Raw genomic sequence first — 19,254 nt, forward strand, 5'->3', positions numbered from 1 at the left:
TATCTTTAGGCATAATAAATCACCTCGGTTTCGTACTCGCTATACTCAACTAACTGCAAGCGCCTGTGTGCAGTAACAAATCCGTTTTGCTTGTGGTAATCGTCCAGATGGTTACGTGTCGGCATCTGTCGCATTAATAAGCCATCATCAATAACTAGCTCGTTGTGCAAGTGACCGGAGAACATTTCTCGTGTGTATACTCCTTCCGCTCCCCACAGTTGCGAGAACATCGTTGCGAATATCTGCGGATAGCGTTTCTTGTTTGCTTTATCGCCGTGTGTCGCCCCGATGAAGTTACGTCCTAGTAACGTAGCTTTAAAGGTTTGCTGTTCGCAGTCAATGAAAACGTTCGGTTGCCTTTCATATACCCGTCTAATCGCTTTTAATACGGTATTACCGCTGTACTCGTCATGGTTGCCCGGTACATACATCACGTTCACGGCGGTTGCGTTCTGTGTTGCAGCATGGATAACCATATCAAGCAAATCAAATGCGTCTTCCCACGCTTGCCCCATGTTCGTTTTACCTATATTAGTACCTTTGGCAGTTTGTCCGCGATAATCATTCTCATTGAGTAAGTCACCACCGGATATGATAAGGACTTCTTTGTAAGTATTTTTAAGTATATGGTTTATTTTATTTAATGATTGCTCGTAGTCAGTGAGTGTCATGTTTCCGAAGTGTAGGTCAAACAGATTGATGACTAAGTACCGATCACTGTTAATAAACGGAACGGATTGCATCATTCTTGGTTTAATCTTTTCGCTTAATCGGTCACTGATTACATCCCAGTCCACAGGTTGATTGCGCGGCTTAACCGTTATCTTGGATTGATACAACGTCTTGATGCCCAATTCTTTATCTGCCATATCCCAGAAGTTGGAAGTTGAATTTACCAACTCAAACTCACTCGGATTATAGCTGTGCGCTATCAGCAGGCTCTCTCTCGTCTGCAACGCTTCTTCTGGTATCACACGCTCGTCCGTTTCGGAACCGTCTCTATTAAACTGGTGTTTGCGGTGCTGGATAGCCTTTTGGATTGGATTGCTCGGCTCCTGTATCTCCATGTAGTCCGGCCTCCGCCTTCTCGGGTTATCGCATAGGTAGTTTTGCCAACGTAACTTCAATGCACTTGGGGTCTTTTTTATTGAAAATAACTCGGATAACGTTTGCCACTTTGTTCCATGTTCTGAGATAAGGTCCAATAACTCCATATCCGTCTGCTCATTCCACACGCACTCACCGCCTTTGCATAATAAAAACGCCCAAGCCGACTGGCGAGGACGTTGGGATGGTTATATATAATACTTTCAATATACACATTATAACAGTTGACTAAGTGTTGAAACGCTTATGAAACGCTTATCTTATGAAACCTAATTCATCCGACAATCGACAGAAGAATCCGTCACGTAATCTCCGACAATGCGATTCACTCATTGGAATATCCTTAGCCACACCAGCCCAAGTCTTTGTTCGGGGTCTGGTGAAATAGTATTCCCTTACTATCTGGTTCGTTATCGGGTCGGATTCGTTGATTACCTTTTCAATCTTTTCACGTTGGAACTTCAGCAATATGAGCGCTCTGTCTTCAGCAAGCGTGATGCCTTTCATTTCCGTTGGTCGTCCAATGAAACTACTGCGACCACCACCGATGTTTTCTTCTGCATACACTACATCGGGATGAAGGATAGCTTCTTCACGCTGGGCGATGTAACGATCATAGTCCGGATAATCTCTCAAGATATCTTCAATCGCTTTGAATGTTTGTCTTCGCATGTTATCCCTCCATCTTCTCGATTAACCAATCAATGTTTTTTCTCGCTTTCTTCAAGTCTTCCAGTCCATTTTTGTTGCGGTAACGTGTCATATACTTCATTGCGTTACCCCAATAGAAACCCATTTCCATTTCATCAGTGGCAAAGTTTTTGATGATGTCGATTGATTCTAGTCCATGATTGCCCTTGTAGTGGTTGGGATGGTTAATCATGTCTGGTCCAACCGGCATAACCGGGATGTCGTCATAACCGTGTGCTTTGGCTGCTGTAATCGATTTTGTAATTCTTTCGTGCAATGTGCCACTTCCTTGTAATGGGTACGGGCTTTCATCTTCCCACTTGATGTGAGCGTATTGGTCGTCTATTTCGTCAATAATGTCTACTCGATTCGTTTCATCAAAAGAGATACTGTCGCCATAATTTTCAGGTTCACTCCAAATTAAAAAGTCCATATCTTTATACGGTTTACGTTCAAATGCTGTTAAAACTCCATCCTTATCCCTAGCCAACCAATTCGCCCATTCTGGTAATTTCATCTCATTTCCTCCTATGTCTGTTCTTATCTGCTTCGATCGTAGCCAGATAAAGCAATACACTTACGACGATAAATACAATTGCCACTTTCATGCCACGTCCTCGATTTTGCAACGGAATTCGATGTTCGTGACCAAATGACGCAGATACACGAATTTGTCCTGCACACTGCTCACCACCGCATAGGTTCCCGCCATCTTCCCCACTTTGACGAATACCGTTTCGCCTGCCTTAATATTCTTATCCATGTTGCATTGCCTCCTTCACTTTCCATGGTTCAAACCCGTTTGCGACCACTTTGCCGTCCACCAGAACGATTGGGACGCTCTGATAACCTAATTCCATGAGTTCGTTCAAAAATACTTCACTGGTCGATATATTGCGTTCTTCGTATATGATACCGTCCTCGCGTAGTGCAAGTTTAAGCATGTTGCAAGGACCGCAGTTGTTCTTGCTATAGATGATTGGTGTCATTTCTATACCCCCGTACTTCCAAATCCGTTTTCGCCACGATCCGATTGACTTAGTTCGTCCACTTCCACTACTTCAAAATACGGTAATGGCTGGATAATCAATTGTGCAATTTTAGCGCCTTTTGGTACATGGTAGGTGCAATCCTTTTTCACCTCAGCCATGACTTTTATTTCTCCCCGATAGCTTGAATCAATTGTGCCTTCCAGCACACGTAACGGACTTTTCAGCGTTAAACCGCTCCGTCCTTTTAATCGTCCATAATAGCCATCAGGTATTTCAATTGCGATTCCTGTACTGATTGCGACTGTCTGATTGCTTTCAATCATGATTGCTTCGTCTGTGAAGATGTCAAACCCCGCTTCGGTTGGAAATGCGCGTTCTGGTAGTTTTGCCGTTTGTGTTAAGCGTTTGATTTTTAAGTTCATTCTTGTTCCTCCTCAGGCAACCCATCGGGATAATGTTCTGACACATACCTTTCTAACACACGGTTATTAAATAACATCAACTCAACCAACTCTTTTTGATTCAAAATCGGTGCTAAACCTCGCATCATTTCTAACACTTCTCGTATCTGCTTAACTGAAATTTGTTCGTTCATTTCCGTCTTCCCCCTTTATGCGTATCAGCATTCTCATGCACGTATCGTCTACCACTCACTTCGATAACGGTTGGCACATCTTTTTTAACCTTTTTGATTGTCACAATTGGGCGGTAACGATCGTTTACTGTAAATTGTCGTTTCATTATGGTTCACGCTCCTTCATCAAGAAAAACCTCGCTTTAATCATCTAACTTCCTCCTTCAAGTAACTTCTGTTCATTTCCGCCAATTCATCAGCAAAGGTCAAATCGTCATATGGCCGACTGAACCACAAAACGTTCTCGTTCGTCTGGAGCAACCACTCCCAAGCGTCCAAGCGCTCTCGGTTCGTCATGCCGATGGTCGAGTAAAAAGTATAGTACGTGTCGTGCGTTTCAAAATGTGCCACAAACTTACTGTTATCGCTGCATGGTTCACTTCCCAGAATTCCGACGTGCTCCGCGTACTTGTCTTGCAGTTCGGTTGGACAGTTCAGGTTCTCAGCGTAGTTGAACCGATCGCCGTATCTTGCGATAACGTTTGTCCAGAAGTCGCACCCTTCTTCGGGTAATGCAAAATGTTTCCCCATATCGATTCTGAACGAGTCCACACCGCACGCGATTAAATCGCCTAAAAACGTGATGTATTTGCTTTGAATGTCCGGATGGTAGTAGTTGATTGCCGGTAGCCCAAAACAACCGTGGATAATGTTTTCTCGACATTCCATGTCCTCACTCTCAAACTGAGGTAACCAGTAGTCAGGATTGCCGGTAATGGTCGGGTCTGCTGATGGGTGTGGTACTGGTCTGCCGTCGTCTGCACCTGCAAGATGTCTGAGTACAACGTCTGCTATAATTGCGATTCCGTATTTCTCGGCTTCCTGACACAGGTCGATTAAGTCCTGTCTACTGCCTATTTGCTTGTTCCCAACCTTAAAATGTGTCGGTTGATATAATACCCAGAACTCTTGCGAGTCCTCGTCTTTCGTTGGTGCGATGGGTGAAATCTGGATTGCGTTGAAACCTGATTCATGTATTTGAGGGAGACTGTTCTTGATTTCTTCAAGTCGCCACTGAAACGCATGTAGGATAATTCTCTTTTCCGTCACTGTTGCATCAACTCTCCTTTACTCCCACGCTTCTGCGTGTCGGTTCTGCCGTTTGCGATAGGTGTTGACCATGCCGTCTGCCAAAACATTCATGATTTTGTGTGCGTCGACTTTGGTCGTTGACCAGGAACCGCCATAGCATAAGCCGACTGTATATTTGTATTCGATCGTAGTGAACTTACCGACTCTTTCCAGTTCCATGTAGCCAATGAATTTTCTGCCTTCGTAAACTTCATAACGGTTCTCATTTACTTTGCTTAGCGGGCTTAACAGTGTCGTTTGCATCTGTTTTCTCCTCCAATCTGCAGTGCGGATACATCTTCTTCATGTTGCGGTAAATCGGCAAAGCTATTTCGCGCGTTGCCGCACCACAGAAATGTGTGTAACCGTCGTAACCGTACGCTATTCTAAAGTATGTTTTATCCGCCATTCCGTAACCTCTCAATCTCTGCCATGCAACGATCGTATGTCATGTTGTGTCCGTGATAGATTAAGTCGCAGCGTTCCAATTCCGAATAAGTCAGCGTTCCTTCTACAATGATCCAACTGGTCCTTGCGTCGCACACGATTTTCACAAAATTATATGGATATGGGTTACTGGTTTTACGCGTCGTGTAAAGTGAGTGGTTCAGCATATCTGTAACGTCCCCCTTCTTTTTCCAGTTCCTTTTTCATGTACCATTTCGTTATGCCGGAAAACGCCCTCGCATCTGATATTGTTTCGAACAGCAATTCCGTGCCATCTTCTTGCGTATAAATAACGGATGACGCCTCACCCACCCGCTTCACAAGCCCCATGGCTCGTCGTTGGGTTTCAACTGTCGACTTTCCTCTTTTTAACTCTAGGGCCATCTGTTTATCGGTCATCGTTTCGTAATTGTCACGGATAAACTGCTCTTCTTCCTCAGTCCACCCTCTGCGCTCGGCTGGTTTTACCGATTGCGGATTAAGCACACGCGCCGTTTCGATATCCGGATGGTCATCGGGCAACAAACCCCAACTGGCACCGTGTTTGTCGTCCAACATCCGCATGTAAGTTAATAGCACCTCTGGATTTGCCACTAATAACCACCCTTTCTCACCTTGAAACCAGACCGCCCGATGCGTTGGCACTCCTTCAAGTCAAAGCTATAACCTGTATTCAAGCGGTCGCCCAAACGCCCTGATTTCTTTTCGCCGATGTCCGTGTTATGCACAACGTTTGTACTACCATCCGTACTTTTAACAATGACCGTGTTCGCTAGCCGAGAAATGATTTCGCCTTTTACTGTTTCACCGTAAATCGTTAGATAGTTCATGATTAGTCCTCCAATCGGATTGCAATCCGTCTATTTTTCGAGCCGTTTCCGCGCCTTTGATAAATGTCCGATGTGTAAAATAGGATTGTCGATGTTTTCACGTTCAGTCTTTCAGCGCATTCTTCCTTGGTTCCGATTACCAGTAGCTTGTCACCTTTGTAAACTGCGTATTCCATGCCGTCACTCCTCGTATTTCGTTATCGTGATTTCCACCCTCGGATTCTCCTTGTCGTAAAAAACACGTGTGCCGTCTACCGATTTCACGATTCTCATACAATCGTCTGCAATGATCGCTGCGTCCTGCAACAGGTCATGCGTGGCGCTCATCAGGTTGGTGATGTCCACCCGGTGGCGTGTCGGCATGTAGTAGCAAACTGTCAGCGTAATGGGTTCGTCAATGGGCTCTTTGGGTCTGTGTTTCTGCGTTTGTCTAAGGAACTCTTTCTGGTACGCCTTGAATTGTTTGGAAGGAAGGACGATTGACCGCCCTGTCCTCCGATTCGGTATGATTTGTTGACTGTTTTTCTTGGTGATTGGTCTGCCTGTTACGGTTAAGTTAAGCATTGGCTACCTCCTCAAAATGGCAAATCTGAATCTTGGATGTCGATTGTCTGTCCACTCTTTAGAAATGGGTCTTCTGCCCCTGTGTAGTCGTTAAAACCGCCATTTTGTGCATTTTCGCGTAATACACGGTTATGGTTCAGCCCTTGCGTGGTTTCCGGACCATTGTTATCCGCTTGTTTTGGGTCCAGTAAGTCGAAACCGTTATAACTATCCACCAGCAGTTCTACAACGAATACTTTTTGACCATCTTTGTTCTCATAACTGCGCGTTTGGATTGACCCGCTTAAACTGATGCGAGAACCTTTCTTGGTGAAGTTCGCCAAATTCTCTGCGCCTTTTTCCCAGATGACGAAAGGAATGAAATCCGCTTTCTTTTCGCCCTTGCTGTAACGATCAACCGCCAATGTTCCAGTTCCTACTGCTTTGCCATTCTGTGTGTATTTCAATTCCAAATCTCTTGTCAATCGTCCGATAATATGTACTGCGTTCATGTCTGTTCCCCCTATTTTTTAAATAAATCCCAGAAGCTGAATGTCGTTTTCCTGTATACCTTGTTGTACGCTGCTTTCTTTGGGTCGTTCACCCAACCCATGCCCTTTTTGCCGTACATGGGATTGACCGCGCTTTTGGCACTCCGTTTCAGTCTGCCTGTCGTTCGTGCCTTGATCGACCGCTTGATACTCGGCTTGCGTAGTCCGAATTTCATGCCATACCTCCTTTATTCATATGTCTTTAGTTTGCTTGGCAAATCTTTCTGTATGCGTTGCAGCCAATCCAGCACTTCTGGCCCTTGTTCTTCCAACACGTCCTCTACATGCCGGCACTTCGCTAAAGCAAGTGCGATTTCTTCTTGTATCTCCTCTTGCTTGATGGCGATATACCGTTCTTTTGTCAGCCCAGCGCCACGCAATGCGGTTGCGTCCTCGGATACCTTACGCATGAACTTCGTCAGCTTCGTTGCTTTGAAGATATGTGGCAAACTTTCTGGTGTGTTGATTAAGTTCTTTTCGTACAAGTAGCGCTGGTAGTCGTTGAAGTTCAATAGACTTCCTCCTCGAACCGTCCTGTTGACTTGAAGAACCGGAACGGAACCGAGATGTCTGCTTGTCCGTCACGATTTTTAGCCACGATCACGTTCGTTAGCCCTTCGTCTTCGTCGTCCGGATGCAGAAACAGAATGATGTCCGCATCTTGCTCGATGTCGCCCGATTCCCTCAAATCTGCCTTTGTGGGGCGTTTATCTTGTCGGTGTTCCAATCCCCTGTTCAACTGGGAAAGAAGCACGATAGGCACGTTCAGTTCGTTTCCAAGCAACTTTAGCTTTCGGGTCACTTCCCCGACTTGCAAATGCCTGTTTTTATTCTGGTCTGTCACGGTCACCAGTTGCAGGTAGTCAATCATGGCGATGTACTTCCCGACTCCCCGACCTTCTGCACGTTTGCGGATTTCCCGAACGATGTCGTCCACGTTGTGTTGTTTGTTGTAAATCTTGATGTCGTTTGATTGCAGCCATTTCATCTTCGCCCGAACTTTTTCTTTTTCCTTCTCGTTCAGCATGGTTGCCGCTTTCGCCATCCGGTAGCTGTTAACTTCTGCCAAATTTGATAGGAATCGGCTGACTAGCTGTTTCTTGGTCATTTCAAGCGTGAAGATATCCGTTGCCACTCCCTCGTTCATGCCTGCCGCCTGTATGGTCAAGTTGTTCATGAATGCTGATTTCCCCACTCCTGGCCTTGCTCCCACCACAATCAAACGCGCCGGTTGGATCCCGCCAGCAAGTAGCTCGTCCAATCGCGGATAGGTGTAGATGCCGTCCTCTTTCAAGTTATCCAGTTCATAGTCCATTTCTTCCAACGCTTCGGTAAAATCGCCGTCTGTATCTTTGATTTTGCTTTTGTCCAATTCCTCAATAGCACGTTTCAAGCGGATGCCGTTTTGCTTGTTTGGTGTTTTGGTGAAATCGCTTGTCGCTTCCCTTAATCGCCTTTCGTAGTAGCGTGTTTCCAAGTGTTCCAGTTTTCCTTTTGCGTCATACACGTTCACACCGGAGAATAACCCCAGCAAGTATTCTTCTTTAGCACCGTCCGAAAGCGGGTTTTTACTCCGAACGTAATCTTGAATGTCGTAGATATTTGGTTCCCTACTGACTGACAACTCAACCAACGCTTCAGCTATTTCTTGGTGGGCTAGTTTGGTGAACCACTCTGGACGCACCTTTTCAACTTTTGTGAGTGATGCGTCCATCAATAGTTCTGCCAGCGTGTCAATCTCTAGCGCAATCTGTTCCATGTAGCACCTCGTTCTTGAAATCATCGAATGACTTCAGTTTCTTAAGTGGTTTCGCTTCTTCTATTTGGTATTCATCGTTCCATCGTTCGTTACCGAACCACGTGCTTCCGTTTGCCGGTTTCAGCCAATCTGTTTGGGCAAGGTGTTTCTTGTAGTTTACGATGCCGTCTTGTATCTCTTTATTTGTCGTACCATCCTTGATTGCTTTCTGGTAAGACGAGAATGCTTTCTTCTTCCCTTGCTTGTTCGGGTACAATCGCCACAACTTTTCAAAATCTTCCGTCAGCTTTGCTGATGAACATCTTTTATCAGTACTTTGTTTATCAGTACTTAGTTCATTAGTACTTAGTAGCTTCGGATTAGCCACATCTGGCTGAGCCACTTCTGGTTTAGCCACTTCTGGAAAACCCGAATGTGGTGAGAATGGCTTCATATCAACGTTTTCTTTGATTATCGTTCGCCATGAAACGATTTTTCCTTTCTCTCGAACAGCAATTCGATCTACATAACCAACTTCTTTCAACTCGTTCCAACCGCTACGAAACGAATCTTTTCCGTCTGTTGCATGTTTCGCAACTTCTTCTAAGTAAATTTTCCAGTCATCCGGAAGGGATAGGATGTAAGCCATTATCCCTTTTGCCTTCCAACTTAAATCAACGCGTCTTAATACTTGGTTGTGAATAACGCTATAATTATTATTTTTAGTAACACGATGTATCTCGGTTAAATTCTTGTTCTCCATCACATCACCCCTAACTGCTTCAACTGTTCCTTGTCCAACTTTATTGCCGTGACTGCGTATTTCTTCATGAATGACTCAATGCCGATGTTGTGCTGCTCGTTGTGGTGTTGCCTGCACAAGCACATGAAATGGTGTTTCGAGTGGTCAATCTTGCTCCGCTTACGACCTGCACCAACCGTTTCCACATGAGCCATGTCCGAGTGTTCCTTGCCACACACAAAGCAAATCTTGTTCATCAGCATGGCGTAACACACGCGGTCAATGTCAGCTCCCTTGTACCAATCCTGTTGTGCGAACGGAACGCCGTTATTCAAGTAATATTCAAGCGTGAATGTGATAAAGTCAGTTGCTATGTCTTTACTCATCGCACCACGAGAAAGGCTTGGCAGACCGTCTAAATTGCGTTCTAGCATGTAGTTGTATTTGAACCATGCTTCCACCGCATCGAGTGGCGTGCCTGTATAGATTTCATAGTCACGCCACAATGCGTATAAAAGTCTGCGTTGCTCGTTCGATATATGGTTTTTCTCCTCGATTTCAACAACGATCTGACCGCTTGCCTTCTTGTTCACGTCATGCCAGTTCACATTCTCGATTTCGATATAACCCTTGTCGCCTTTCCGTTTTACTAGCCTTCCTGTAAATTCCATGGAATCACTTCTTTGCTTCTGGATATTCGAATTTCAATTCAGCCTGTTCCTGTTTTCCTGCCAAAGTCTTTTTTAGATAACCAAGAAGTTTTGCATGGTTTTTGAAGTTCGCCTGCTTCTCGTCCACCAGATACTGTTTCTGAATGGCTGCTCGATTCTCGCCCATGTCTTCCAGTGCATTAAGGATGTCCATGATTTCTTGTTCAGTCTGGTTCAGTTCGGCAGGCTCATTTTTTTTTGGCGCTTGTTTGGCAGGTGTTTTTGTCTTCCCACCACTGATTGAGTTGCCATCATCATCCGTTTCGCTTGCGATACCGAACGCTGCAGACAATGCGTAACGTCTTGAATAGGTAAGTGCTGCACCAACACCCTGTGGGTCATTTTTAGCTGGTTTCAGCAACACTGCCGGAAACTGGATATATTCACCGCTTGAATGTGTGATAATGACTCCTACACCGTGTTGTGTGCCGTCCTCGCTTGTTGCCGGATAAGTCATTTCTGCAAGTCCATGCTTCGCACCTGCTTCATGGATAACCTCAATAACGTTTTCCAATGGTACGTATTTTGATTTGAAGAAAGGATTGTTCGCATCCTTCTTTGGTTGTTTGACATCTTTCTGGAATTCGGCCAATGCTTTAAATAGTTCGCCTGTCGTTTCGCTTGTTTTCATTGTTCTTCCGCCTTTCTTCGTTCACCACGCATTTCTGTATTCAAGTAAATCAATGTACCTATTAGCGTATCCAGTTCATCAATATCTAATTTCATGGACAAATCCAGCGATTCAATGCGATCATTAACCGCTTGGTGCTTATGGCCAGGGTAGATAATTAAGTCCGATTTATCGTTGTAGAAATGAAATTGGAAATCATCGAAGCTGTCAGTTAAGGTGCGATGTCCTAAGCTGTCTTTTTTTATTGGCATTTGGTATAATCTCCTTAATAGTTATATTTTTGTGACTGACTTTGCTTGCCGGCGGTCAGTCTTTTTTTATGTCCGAATAGCGCAACACCGACATGAGAATTGTTTTTTCAACTTCCTTCATGGCTATATTCGTGTTGTACATTTCATCTTTCAATGTCTCGAACGCATTTTCCAAAGCATCGATGTATTCTTCCTGTTCTTCCAGCAAGTCACGCAACGTCATTTCGTTCTTGTAAATGTCACGTAGTATTTGAACATCATCCTTGTGGACCCAATGTTCTTTCATCTCATCGACTGTCATACTTCCACCCCCAAAATTTTAAGAATATCCTCTGCAAATGTCTTTGTACTCAAACCCAGCTTAATTGCCTGGCGGCACTTCTTTTCGATCATCGCTTTCTGACGTTCGTGTTCGTAAATGTCCTTCAGCATTGCTTCCTCGTTTTTCATGGCATAATCAATCCCCTTTCGATACCGCCGACAAATCCGGCGACCAGGAACAAAACCCCAAGAACCACCAAGCACATTGCAGCGGACACGCCTTGTTCATCTTTGCGAAATAACCAGTCCCAATTCATTGCGATTCCTCCTAACAAATATTTTCTCTAAGCCACTTATCCAGCCAATACCTATTAAATTTCCAACGCTCACCACCTTTTTTTGGGTAGTAAGTAAATTCTTCCAGTTCTACTCTATATGGAAGAAGAACGCGTTTTTTCAAAGTAGTTGCTGAACGGTAGCCTGTTTTGTCTTTTAAGTAGTCAATTCCGACCCACTCGCTCATTTTTTCACCTCCGACAAATGTTCTTATCCAGTTAAACTTTCGCGTGGCGTAAGTTTGGGGCAAAAAAAATATTGAATGATTCCGTTGGGCTTAATTCAAGTGCCTGGCAGATTGCATTAGCAACATACATAGAAGGTAAATTATGACCTCTCATGACGTTTGTCAATGTAACACGTGTGATACCAGCCTTCTCAGCCAAATCTTTGTACTGGTCAAAACCTCTTTCGGTCATCTTAACCTTCAGTAACCTTGCATCAATTTGCATATACTGTTTTCCCTCCTTTGTCTTAACTTTCGTCTTGCGTAAGTTTATATTAACCTACCGCCAATTGTTTTGTCAAGCGCCAAACGAAAGTTTTTTAAAAGAAAAACAAGTTTTAACTTGCGTTCAATGTAAGAAAGTATTAAAATAAGCTCATAAAGTAGTGAGGGGGAACAAAAAAATGAACTTTGGATCTCGATTAAAAAGAATCAGGGAACGAAGGGGCGCAACGTTATTATGGTTAGCGGAACAAATAGGAAAGACAGAAGCAACAGTTCAACGTTACGAAAGTGGAGCAATCAAGGATGTTAAACTTGATGTAGTCGAAAGTTTGGCTTCCGCGTTGAAGGTAAGTCCTGCTTATTTAATGGGATGGATTGGTGAAGAAGAAGGTGTCATCACTCGAAAAATTCCTGTGTTAGGTCAAATCGCTTGCGGGGAACCAATATTAGCGGAAGAAAATTTGGACGGTTACATTGAGGAGGTCGAATTCGGTTTGCCAAATGGCGAGTTATTATATTTGCGCGCAAAAGGCGATTCTATGTCGCCTGTAATACCAGAAGGCAGTCTGGTTCTGATAAAACTCCAGCCGGATGTGGAACAGAACGAAATTGCAGCGGTCATGATTAATAATACTGACGTTACTTTAAAACGCGTCAAGAAACAAAACGGTATGATTATCCTTGTATCTGAGAACCCTAACTATGACCCTATCGTCATACCAGATGGAGAAGAAATAAGGATAATCGGCAAAGCAACGGATGTTAGAAAAAGTTTATAGCAATCATACTAGCCATATGATTGGCAAAGCATTCTAGCTGTTTTGCAGAATAAAAGAGCGTTGCGCCAGTTCCCCTCAGAACTTTATACGCAACGCCCCGTCTTTTGGCGGGTGCTAGGCCCGCCAATTTGTATTATATCATCATTCCATTGACAATTGGCAAAATTAGTTACAGTTTTGAGCAACTTTTATTTAGTATTATATTAATAGCATGTTGATGGAACAAAAAACAGGAGGAATGACGATGTCACTTTTTAAAAAGAAGAACGACGAAGAATCGAAAGACAAAGCACCGAGCAAAGGTGAGCAGCGCATGATTGACAAAATAGAACAATCAGGACGGTATTTCACAGAAATGTTTGTTGTTGGGGACTTGTTTAAAGAACGTTTTGCAATCAATGAAGTGTACCAACAAATAGCCACGTTCGCTAATCAACATAACTTGAAGATATTGAAGATTTCTTCATATAAAGACAAAGCTGTGCAAGTGATGTTCGAAAAAGAATAAAAAAAACACCCCACTCTGCTATCTTGGCGGACGGAGAGTGAGGTAACAGCAGATAACCACTGGGCTATCTTATGCCCTATTTTAACACAGATAGGAGGTCAAAAACATGCCTGTTTATGTAAGAAAACGTGGTGATAAAAATTACCAATATATCGCCCGACTTGTCGTAAATGGTAAGACAACTGACCGCACCCAAGCTAATTTTACAACTGAATCAAAAGCACGCAAGGCCGGAGAACTCAAACTGTCAGAAATGCTGACCACTTTAAGTATAGACGACAGCGACAAGCTTTTTGCTGACTACTATAAAGAATGGATGGAAGCCTATAAAATTGGCATGTCCTCCCCAGCGACTGATAACATGTACAAACGTGTTCACAGGTTGGTGGAGCAGTATTTCCCAAATACAAAAATGAAGGATATCTCACATATCCAAGTGCAACGTTTTGTAAATGATTTTGCAAAAAATCGTACTGCTACTACTGTAAGAAAAAACTTTAACAAACTGTCAATGTGTTTGCTCCACGCTTTCCACAATCGCGTGATCCCGATAGATGTGACCTACAACATCAACATATCCGGTCAAAAGTCCAAGCCAAAGGAAACAAAATTTCTGCACCAGTCCGAACTTAAAAAGCTAACAAACAGGCTCATGGACGGCATTTCATTTGCAGACACAGAAAGATACTTCCTTTTGCTTCAAATCGCTACAGGTCGCAGAATTGGCGAAATAATGGCGGTCACGTACAACACATTCAATCTGGATAAGAAAACGCTGATTATTAACCAGAATTATGATTATTTATATACACGACAATTAAAAGACACAAAGAATGGAGTCCACACGACCATCGAGTTAGATGAACGTTGGATAGAGTTTTTTAAGCCGTTCCTTCTATATAAGAAGAAAGAAATGCTGCAGTCGAAAATAACGAACAAACACAACCTTATCTTTGTGGATAAATACATGCAGCCGGTCCATTACGAGGACGTGAATAGCCTACTTGAAAAATTCTGTTTGCAGTGTGGGTTCAAAACAGATAACGGCGAAAATAAAATAATAACAAGCCATGGCATCCGTCACTCAGTCGCTTCAAACATGCTAGCAAACGGAATCGACCTCATGATCGTAGCGGAACAGCTCGGAGACACACCGGAAACAATCCAGAAAGTCTATGCGCATGTTATCAATGAAATGCGGGTGAATAATATGGATAAAATAAAAAAACTGTCAGTGGAATTATTTGCATAGCGTGCCACGAATATGCCACAAAAATAAGTTGATTTTTAACGCTGATACGACAACGATTTCCAGACAAAACCTTATTTTATAAGGAACTTTGGACAGCTCTGAAAAGGTATAATTAGCTTTATAAATCCCCCCAAGATTTAATTATTTGGGTCCTCCGGCTCCGGCTGGAGGATTTTTTTCGCTTACTTATGGTATGATAGTGAATATTAATTCTAAAGGAGTGTTTGATTTTATGGTTTTACCAAATTTTGAAGAAAACTTGCAAAAATATGCGCGTTTATTGATTTCAAAAGGGATTAACGTCCAAGAAGGTCATACAGTCATCATTAATATCGACGTAGACCAAGCACCGTTAGCTCGCCTTTTGACGAAGGAAGCTTACGCATTGGGTGCGGAAGAAGTTATCGTGAAATGGGCGGATGATATCGTCACGCGTGAAAAATATCTGCATACACCAGAAGAACGCTTAACAAACATTCCGCAATACCAAATCGACGAATCAGAAGCCTTGATCGAACGCAAAGCAAGTCGCTTGTCTGTTCGTTCGGCTGATCCGGATGCTTTGAACGGCGTTGACAGTGCGAAATTGGCTGCTGTTATGAAAGCTACTTCTAAAGCTTTGATGGCACAACGTATTGCAACACAAGCAAACAAAGTTTCTTGGACAGTTGCGGCTGCTTCAGGTGCTGCTTGGGCTGCTAAAGTTTTCCCACATTTGGAAACTCAAGAAGAGCAAGTGGATGCGCTATGGGATGAAATCTTCAAAACATGTCGCGTTTATGAAGCTGATCCAGTTAAAGCATGGGATGAGCACGAAGTACGTCTACGCTCAAAAGCGGATGTATTGAACGCTGAACAATTTGATGCGTTACACTATACAACACCAGAAGGTACTGATTTCACAATCGGTATGCCGGAAGAACATATCTGGGATTCGGCTGGTGCTGTTAACGCACAAGGTGAAGTATTTGTGGCTAACATGCCAACAGAAGAAGTTTTCTCTGCTCCAGATGGTCGCCGTATCGACGGTGTGGTTAAGTCCACAAAACCATTGAGCTACAGCGGAAACATCATCGAAGGGATGACATTCACTTTCAAAGATGGCGCAGTGGTAGAAGTTACTGCTGAAAAAGGCGAAGATGTCTTGAAGCACCTTGTGGAAGATAACGAAGGCGCTCGTTCATTGGGCGAGGTTGCTCTAGTTCCACATAAATCCCCGATTTCTCAATCAGGATTGGTATTCTTCAACACATTGTTCGACGAAAATGCTTCTAATCACTTGGCATTGGGTTCTGCTTACGCGTTCTCAGTTAAGGGTGGAACAGAAATGTCTCAAGAAGAATTAGCTGAACGCGGTTTGAACCGTTCAAACGTTCACGTTGACTTCATGATTGGTTCAGAAACAATGAACATTGACGGTATCCGTAAAGACGGTACTCGCATGCCGATCTTCCGTAACGGTGACTGGGCGTTCTAATTTAATTTATTTGATGGAGGTGGGATTTTCCCACCTCTTTTTGTGTAGATTTTGATTCATATTTTTACTTTGGTAATATGTTGGGCTATAATTAATGCAAGGAAAAAGAAAGCTGGGTGATTTTTTTGGAGAAGAAAAGTGCAAAAGAAACACTTGAACATATGAAACCAAAACCTGAAAATGATTCTCCACCTCGGAGTTGGTTTTATATTTTAGTCGGTGTTATTTTGATTTTTGGACTTACTTTCATCTTTCAAGAACTTAACAATCAATCGGAAGAGATGATCGACCCTTCAAGCTTTGAACAATTAAAAGAACAAGTTCAGGAACTGAACCATAAAGTAACCGAACTTGAGCACCGCATCGAGGATTTAGAATCTTAAAAACCAGCAGTTTCCTGCTGGTTTTTCTGGACTTATTGTTGTTTTAATGAAATAATAAAGAGTATTTTGGTCCCGTAGCTCAGTGGAGAGAGCACTCGTTTCCTAAACGAGGTGTCGGAGGTTCGATCCCTCTCGGGACCGTTTTTTTGTTAAATAGACGTCATGTATAATATGTTATTTTTGAAGTGCTTTTGTTTGACTCAAACAGTTCGTAAATCGTATGATTGGCTTCTGAAAGTGAGGTCATGGAATGTTAACTGTTGAATCATTTGCGAACGCAAAACAAATTACCGTTGAAAATGAAAATAACCTATTTATTATAGAAGAAGACGATGGCTTAATACTGGTGGATACCGCCGTTGAGTCAGATCAGATTGCTGAAATTATTTCTTTTATCAAGGAAGATGGTCGTCCTTTAAAGGCGATTGCCATTACGCATAGTCACGATGACCATTTAGGGGGATTAGTTGCTTTTAAAGAAGCTTTTCCAGAGACACCCCTTTTATTTCCGGAACGTGAATATCAATTAATACTGAAAAAAGAATTGTTACCATCTGACAAACAAACCCCTTTGAAAGAAGGGATTCCTGATAGTCTACCCTTTGTTCCAGATAAATTATTAGTAGCTGGGGATAAAGTTGGTGAACTTGAAGTTTTGTTCACTCCCGGTCACACACCCGGACATATTTGTTTTTATAATCCAGATAAAAATTATCTGCTCGTTGGCGATGTCCTTCAAACTTTGGGTGGAGCCGCCATTTGTGGTGTGCACCGTGATGCCTTTCCTAAACCGGCACGGTTGAACTGGGACTTACCCTTAAGCATTGAGATGGTGAAAGGATTCCTTGATCTTGATATAGATTATATCGGTACAGGCCATGGTGTGGTCATGGCTAATCCTTTAGAAGTTCTTCCTCTAACTATTGAAGAAGCGCAAGGCCTTATAAAATAAGAGAGAACCGTTCCTAAAAGGAGCGGTTCTCTTTTTTCAAAACCCTTGACGACACCATATCTTTTCACGATGCTGGTAATGAAGTCTGATAAATAGCAGAAAAACTAGATAAAGCGGGGATTGAAATATTTAATTGGTAAATGGGGGCCAGCAAAATGAAATATATGGTCGTCCGTCTTAACAACATATGACTGATGTGACACTTAAAGATTGGCCTCCTTAGACTGTTGAAGGATAAACTAAAGTTTGACAAACGATAGCGCTACCTTTGTCATAACTATTATAATTCAACGAACAGTTAAAATCAAATTAATTTTTAAAAAATGAGCAAATAAATCTAAAAAAGTATATTTATTTTAACCCAAAAAAGTAACATAATGTTCATTACATAGATTTATGTTATTTTTTATTGAAGTATTCAAAAAAAATCCATCATAATATTGACTTACATTTACAAAGCGAAAGTATATATTATGATGGATACATCCTCTGATTTTTTTAATCATTTGCTTATAAACAAACTATTGTTTTGCAATTAAGATTTAAAAACTGATTTTCCGTCCAAATATGTCTCTTCCAGGTTCAGGTTTTGATCCAAAACTAAAAAGTCGGCAGCATAACCTGATTTGATTTGGCCACAACGGTCAGCAATACCAACGCTTTTAGCTGGAACGATACTGGCCATTTGAATGGCTTCTTCAGGTGTCGCAATGCCCCAAGCTACCACATTTTGTACAGCCGTTATCATCTCCAGGACACTACCAGCCAAGTTACCGTCCGCTTTCAAACGCGCTGCGCCATCTTTGATGGTAACTTCGAATTCACCTAACATGGAATCTCCATCGCCCATGCCACCACCACGCATACAGTCCGTCACAAACATCGTTTTATCGCGACCATGAGCATCCATAACAATCCCGGCAGACACTGGATGAACATGATGCCCATCACAAATCAGTTCGGAAAAAGCTTCCTTCAAACTCATTGCCGCCCCAACCACACCGGGTTCACGGTGATGCAAACCACGCATGCCATTATAAGTATGAACGAAGATGTTCGCACCATGTTCAACCGCTGCCTTACATTGTTCATATGTTGCATCGGTATGTGCAATGGCCACATTAATATCATTATCCGTTGCATAGTCGATGAATGCCAATGCCCCTTCGCGTTCTGGTGCGATCGCAATTTTACGGACATAACCATTCGCCAGTTCTTGCCATTTTGTCAACGTATCGATCGATGGGTCGCTCATATATTTTGGATTTTGTGCCCCTTTATATTTCTCATTGAAAAAAGGACCCTCCAAGAAAATACCTTGAATCTTTGCACCCTTTATTTTGTCGGCATTTTCACCGATTGTTTGGCACACCGCATCCAATTCTTCTGTAGACGCTGTCAATGTTGTCGGCAAATAGGAAGTTACCCCACAAGATAAAATGCCTTCTGAAATGACTTTCAATCCTTCAACATCATTGTCCATCACGTCATAACCCTTGAAGCCATGAATATGTGTGTCTACAAAGCCCGGAGCAATGTGTTTGCCACTGTAGTCCAGGATTTCGCCTTCTGGTTTTTCGGTTTGGAACGCACCGAATTTGCCGTCTGCAATTGCCAAATAACCTGGTCCCTTAACGCCGTCTGCTAAATAAAAAAGATCTGCTTGCACATACTGTTTCACGTATTTCGCCTCTTTTTCGTTTGATATAAGACTATTCTATACCAAAAAACGGGATTAAAAAAGATGAAGGGGCATATTCCCTTCATCGCTTTCATCCTCGATGTTTTTGTTTGGCTCTATAATATTTGGTGTTGGTGAATCATTTTGATTCACTGGCACCATTTTTGTTTTTAAATGCAAAAAGGCCAGTGAACCCCTATAATTTAGTTACCACACAAAACAACAGGAGGACTCACA

The 19,254-nt window shown here is 42.8% G+C and carries 34 protein-coding genes, 1 tRNA gene and 1 pseudogene; 7 read left to right on the forward strand and 29 right to left on the reverse strand.

Going from position 1 to position 19,254, the window contains the following annotated elements; translation table 11 throughout:
- Positions 1-5: 5 nt before the first annotated feature.
- The 28 genes and pseudogenes from ACTVAI_RS05405 to ACTVAI_RS05540 all read right to left on the reverse strand — a co-directional run bounded on the left by ACTVAI_RS05405 (position 6) and on the right by ACTVAI_RS05540 (position 11,986).
- Complete coding sequence (locus ACTVAI_RS05405) at positions 6-1,067, reverse strand: metallophosphoesterase (protein ID WP_443486127.1); 1,062 nt, start codon at positions 1,065-1,067, stop codon at positions 6-8.
- Between the two features lie 45 nt (positions 1,068-1,112).
- Positions 1,113-1,235 (reverse strand): annotated as a pseudogene (locus tag ACTVAI_RS05410) (Myb-like DNA-binding domain-containing protein); the annotation flags it as partial.
- A gap of 127 nt (positions 1,236-1,362) precedes the next feature.
- A complete protein-coding gene (locus tag ACTVAI_RS05415; protein ID WP_443486094.1) occupies positions 1,363-1,779 on the reverse strand; it encodes a hypothetical protein in 417 nt (138 codons plus the stop codon).
- A 1-nt stretch (position 1,780) separates the two neighbouring features.
- Complete coding sequence (locus ACTVAI_RS05420) at positions 1,781-2,008, reverse strand: DUF3310 domain-containing protein (protein ID WP_443486128.1); 228 nt, start codon at positions 2,006-2,008, stop codon at positions 1,781-1,783.
- A 393-nt stretch (positions 2,009-2,401) separates the two neighbouring features.
- On the reverse strand, positions 2,402-2,560 hold the full coding sequence (locus ACTVAI_RS05425; RefSeq protein ID WP_443486095.1) for a hypothetical protein: 159 nt from the start codon (positions 2,558-2,560) through the stop codon (positions 2,402-2,404).
- Entirely contained in the window at positions 2,553-2,786 is a 234-nt protein-coding gene (locus ACTVAI_RS05430) for a glutaredoxin domain-containing protein (protein WP_443486096.1), read from the reverse strand. Before ACTVAI_RS05430 ends, ACTVAI_RS05425 begins: the two co-directional genes overlap by 8 nt.
- A 2-nt stretch (positions 2,787-2,788) precedes the next feature.
- Positions 2,789-3,211, reverse strand: a complete 423-nt coding sequence (dut, locus tag ACTVAI_RS05435) for a dUTP diphosphatase (RefSeq protein ID WP_443486097.1) — start codon at positions 3,209-3,211, stop codon at positions 2,789-2,791.
- Positions 3,208-3,384 (reverse strand): hypothetical protein, encoded by a 177-nt coding sequence (locus tag ACTVAI_RS05440; RefSeq protein WP_443486098.1) that lies wholly within the window; start codon positions 3,382-3,384, stop codon positions 3,208-3,210. Before ACTVAI_RS05440 ends, dut begins: the two co-directional genes overlap by 4 nt.
- The gene (locus tag ACTVAI_RS05445) at positions 3,381-3,530 is read right to left on the reverse strand and encodes a hypothetical protein (RefSeq protein ID WP_443486099.1); all 150 of its coding nucleotides are present in this window, start codon (positions 3,528-3,530) and stop codon (positions 3,381-3,383) included. The genes ACTVAI_RS05440 and ACTVAI_RS05445 overlap by 4 nt, the downstream gene beginning before the upstream one ends.
- Positions 3,531-3,570: 40 nt before the next feature.
- Entirely contained in the window at positions 3,571-4,473 is a 903-nt protein-coding gene (locus tag ACTVAI_RS05450) for an alpha-amylase family glycosyl hydrolase (protein WP_443486100.1), read from the reverse strand.
- Between the two features lie 18 nt (positions 4,474-4,491).
- Complete coding sequence (locus ACTVAI_RS05455; RefSeq protein WP_443486101.1) at positions 4,492-4,758, reverse strand: hypothetical protein; 267 nt, start codon at positions 4,756-4,758, stop codon at positions 4,492-4,494.
- Positions 4,759-5,076: 318 nt separating this feature from the next.
- Positions 5,077-5,586 carry a hypothetical protein gene (locus tag ACTVAI_RS05460; protein ID WP_443486102.1) on the reverse strand — a complete coding sequence of 170 codons (510 nt, stop codon included), beginning with the start codon at positions 5,584-5,586 and terminating at the stop codon, positions 5,077-5,079.
- Positions 5,535-5,771, reverse strand: coding sequence for a hypothetical protein (locus tag ACTVAI_RS05465; protein WP_443486103.1), 237 nt, complete (start codon positions 5,769-5,771; stop codon positions 5,535-5,537). The genes ACTVAI_RS05460 and ACTVAI_RS05465 overlap by 52 nt, the downstream gene beginning before the upstream one ends.
- A 2-nt stretch (positions 5,772-5,773) precedes the next feature.
- Positions 5,774-5,947 (reverse strand): hypothetical protein, encoded by a 174-nt coding sequence (locus tag ACTVAI_RS05470; RefSeq protein WP_443486104.1) that lies wholly within the window; start codon positions 5,945-5,947, stop codon positions 5,774-5,776.
- 4 nt (positions 5,948-5,951) lie between these two features.
- Positions 5,952-6,335 carry a RusA family crossover junction endodeoxyribonuclease gene (locus ACTVAI_RS05475; RefSeq protein ID WP_443486105.1) on the reverse strand — a complete coding sequence of 128 codons (384 nt, stop codon included), beginning with the start codon at positions 6,333-6,335 and terminating at the stop codon, positions 5,952-5,954.
- An 11-nt stretch (positions 6,336-6,346) separates the two neighbouring features.
- Entirely contained in the window at positions 6,347-6,826 is a 480-nt protein-coding gene (gene ssb, locus ACTVAI_RS05480) for a single-stranded DNA-binding protein (protein WP_443486106.1), read from the reverse strand.
- 11 nt (positions 6,827-6,837) lie between these two features.
- Positions 6,838-7,041: a hypothetical protein gene (locus ACTVAI_RS05485; protein ID WP_443486107.1), complete on the reverse strand. Its 204-nt coding sequence runs from the start codon at positions 7,039-7,041 to the stop codon at positions 6,838-6,840.
- Between the two features lie 12 nt (positions 7,042-7,053).
- A complete protein-coding gene (locus ACTVAI_RS05490; RefSeq protein ID WP_443486108.1) occupies positions 7,054-7,377 on the reverse strand; it encodes a hypothetical protein in 324 nt (107 codons plus the stop codon).
- On the reverse strand, positions 7,374-8,624 hold the full coding sequence (locus ACTVAI_RS05495) for a replicative DNA helicase (protein ID WP_443486109.1): 1,251 nt from the start codon (positions 8,622-8,624) through the stop codon (positions 7,374-7,376). The genes ACTVAI_RS05490 and ACTVAI_RS05495 overlap by 4 nt, the downstream gene beginning before the upstream one ends.
- Complete coding sequence (locus tag ACTVAI_RS05500; protein ID WP_443486110.1) at positions 8,599-9,366, reverse strand: hypothetical protein; 768 nt, start codon at positions 9,364-9,366, stop codon at positions 8,599-8,601. The genes ACTVAI_RS05495 and ACTVAI_RS05500 overlap by 26 nt, the downstream gene beginning before the upstream one ends.
- Positions 9,366-10,016, reverse strand: coding sequence for a putative HNHc nuclease (locus ACTVAI_RS05505; protein ID WP_443486111.1), 651 nt, complete (start codon positions 10,014-10,016; stop codon positions 9,366-9,368). The genes ACTVAI_RS05500 and ACTVAI_RS05505 overlap by 1 nt, the downstream gene beginning before the upstream one ends.
- Positions 10,017-10,020: 4 nt before the next feature.
- On the reverse strand, positions 10,021-10,686 hold the full coding sequence (locus ACTVAI_RS05510) for an ERF family protein (RefSeq protein ID WP_443486112.1): 666 nt from the start codon (positions 10,684-10,686) through the stop codon (positions 10,021-10,023).
- The gene (locus tag ACTVAI_RS05515) at positions 10,683-10,937 is read right to left on the reverse strand and encodes a hypothetical protein (protein WP_443486113.1); all 255 of its coding nucleotides are present in this window, start codon (positions 10,935-10,937) and stop codon (positions 10,683-10,685) included. The genes ACTVAI_RS05510 and ACTVAI_RS05515 overlap by 4 nt, the downstream gene beginning before the upstream one ends.
- Before the next feature lie 55 nt (positions 10,938-10,992).
- Entirely contained in the window at positions 10,993-11,238 is a 246-nt protein-coding gene (locus ACTVAI_RS05520; RefSeq protein ID WP_443486114.1) for a hypothetical protein, read from the reverse strand.
- Positions 11,235-11,387, reverse strand: a complete 153-nt coding sequence (locus ACTVAI_RS05525; RefSeq protein WP_443486115.1) for a hypothetical protein — start codon at positions 11,385-11,387, stop codon at positions 11,235-11,237. The genes ACTVAI_RS05520 and ACTVAI_RS05525 overlap by 4 nt, the downstream gene beginning before the upstream one ends.
- Complete coding sequence (locus tag ACTVAI_RS05530) at positions 11,384-11,515, reverse strand: hypothetical protein (protein WP_443486116.1); 132 nt, start codon at positions 11,513-11,515, stop codon at positions 11,384-11,386. Before ACTVAI_RS05530 ends, ACTVAI_RS05525 begins: the two co-directional genes overlap by 4 nt.
- 11 nt (positions 11,516-11,526) lie before the next feature.
- Complete coding sequence (locus tag ACTVAI_RS05535) at positions 11,527-11,721, reverse strand: DUF771 domain-containing protein (RefSeq protein WP_443486117.1); 195 nt, start codon at positions 11,719-11,721, stop codon at positions 11,527-11,529.
- 31 nt (positions 11,722-11,752) lie between these two features.
- Positions 11,753-11,986, reverse strand: coding sequence for a helix-turn-helix domain-containing protein (locus ACTVAI_RS05540; protein WP_443486118.1), 234 nt, complete (start codon positions 11,984-11,986; stop codon positions 11,753-11,755).
- A 178-nt stretch (positions 11,987-12,164) separates the two neighbouring features.
- Here ACTVAI_RS05540 and ACTVAI_RS05545 point away from each other — a divergent pair, with 178 nt between their 5' ends.
- The 7 genes from ACTVAI_RS05545 (at position 12,165) to ACTVAI_RS05575 (ending at position 17,336) form a co-directional block, all read left to right on the forward strand.
- Positions 12,165-12,764, forward strand: a complete 600-nt coding sequence (locus tag ACTVAI_RS05545) for a LexA family protein (RefSeq protein ID WP_443486119.1) — start codon at positions 12,165-12,167, stop codon at positions 12,762-12,764.
- Between the two features lie 244 nt (positions 12,765-13,008).
- Entirely contained in the window at positions 13,009-13,272 is a 264-nt protein-coding gene (locus ACTVAI_RS05550) for a hypothetical protein (protein ID WP_443486120.1), read from the forward strand.
- 106 nt (positions 13,273-13,378) lie between these two features.
- On the forward strand, positions 13,379-14,524 hold the full coding sequence (locus ACTVAI_RS05555; protein WP_443486121.1) for a tyrosine-type recombinase/integrase: 1,146 nt from the start codon (positions 13,379-13,381) through the stop codon (positions 14,522-14,524).
- Between the two features lie 232 nt (positions 14,525-14,756).
- Positions 14,757-16,001, forward strand: a complete 1,245-nt coding sequence (locus ACTVAI_RS05560; RefSeq protein ID WP_443473803.1) for an aminopeptidase — start codon at positions 14,757-14,759, stop codon at positions 15,999-16,001.
- A 125-nt stretch (positions 16,002-16,126) separates the two neighbouring features.
- Positions 16,127-16,384 carry a hypothetical protein gene (locus tag ACTVAI_RS05565; RefSeq protein WP_443473802.1) on the forward strand — a complete coding sequence of 86 codons (258 nt, stop codon included), beginning with the start codon at positions 16,127-16,129 and terminating at the stop codon, positions 16,382-16,384.
- A 68-nt stretch (positions 16,385-16,452) separates the two neighbouring features.
- Positions 16,453-16,525: transfer RNA gene (locus ACTVAI_RS05570), tRNA-Arg, on the forward strand.
- A gap of 109 nt (positions 16,526-16,634) precedes the next feature.
- Positions 16,635-17,336 (forward strand): MBL fold metallo-hydrolase, encoded by a 702-nt coding sequence (locus ACTVAI_RS05575; protein WP_443473801.1) that lies wholly within the window; start codon positions 16,635-16,637, stop codon positions 17,334-17,336.
- 535 nt (positions 17,337-17,871) lie between these two features.
- Here ACTVAI_RS05575 and nagA read toward each other — a convergent pair.
- A complete protein-coding gene (gene nagA, locus ACTVAI_RS05580) occupies positions 17,872-19,017 on the reverse strand; it encodes an N-acetylglucosamine-6-phosphate deacetylase (RefSeq protein ID WP_443486122.1) in 1,146 nt (381 codons plus the stop codon).
- Positions 19,018-19,254 lie beyond the last annotated feature (237 nt).

It is taken from the genome of Jeotgalibaca sp. A127 (assembly GCF_052266745.1).
Classification (GTDB): domain Bacteria; phylum Bacillota; class Bacilli; order Lactobacillales; family Aerococcaceae; genus Jeotgalibaca.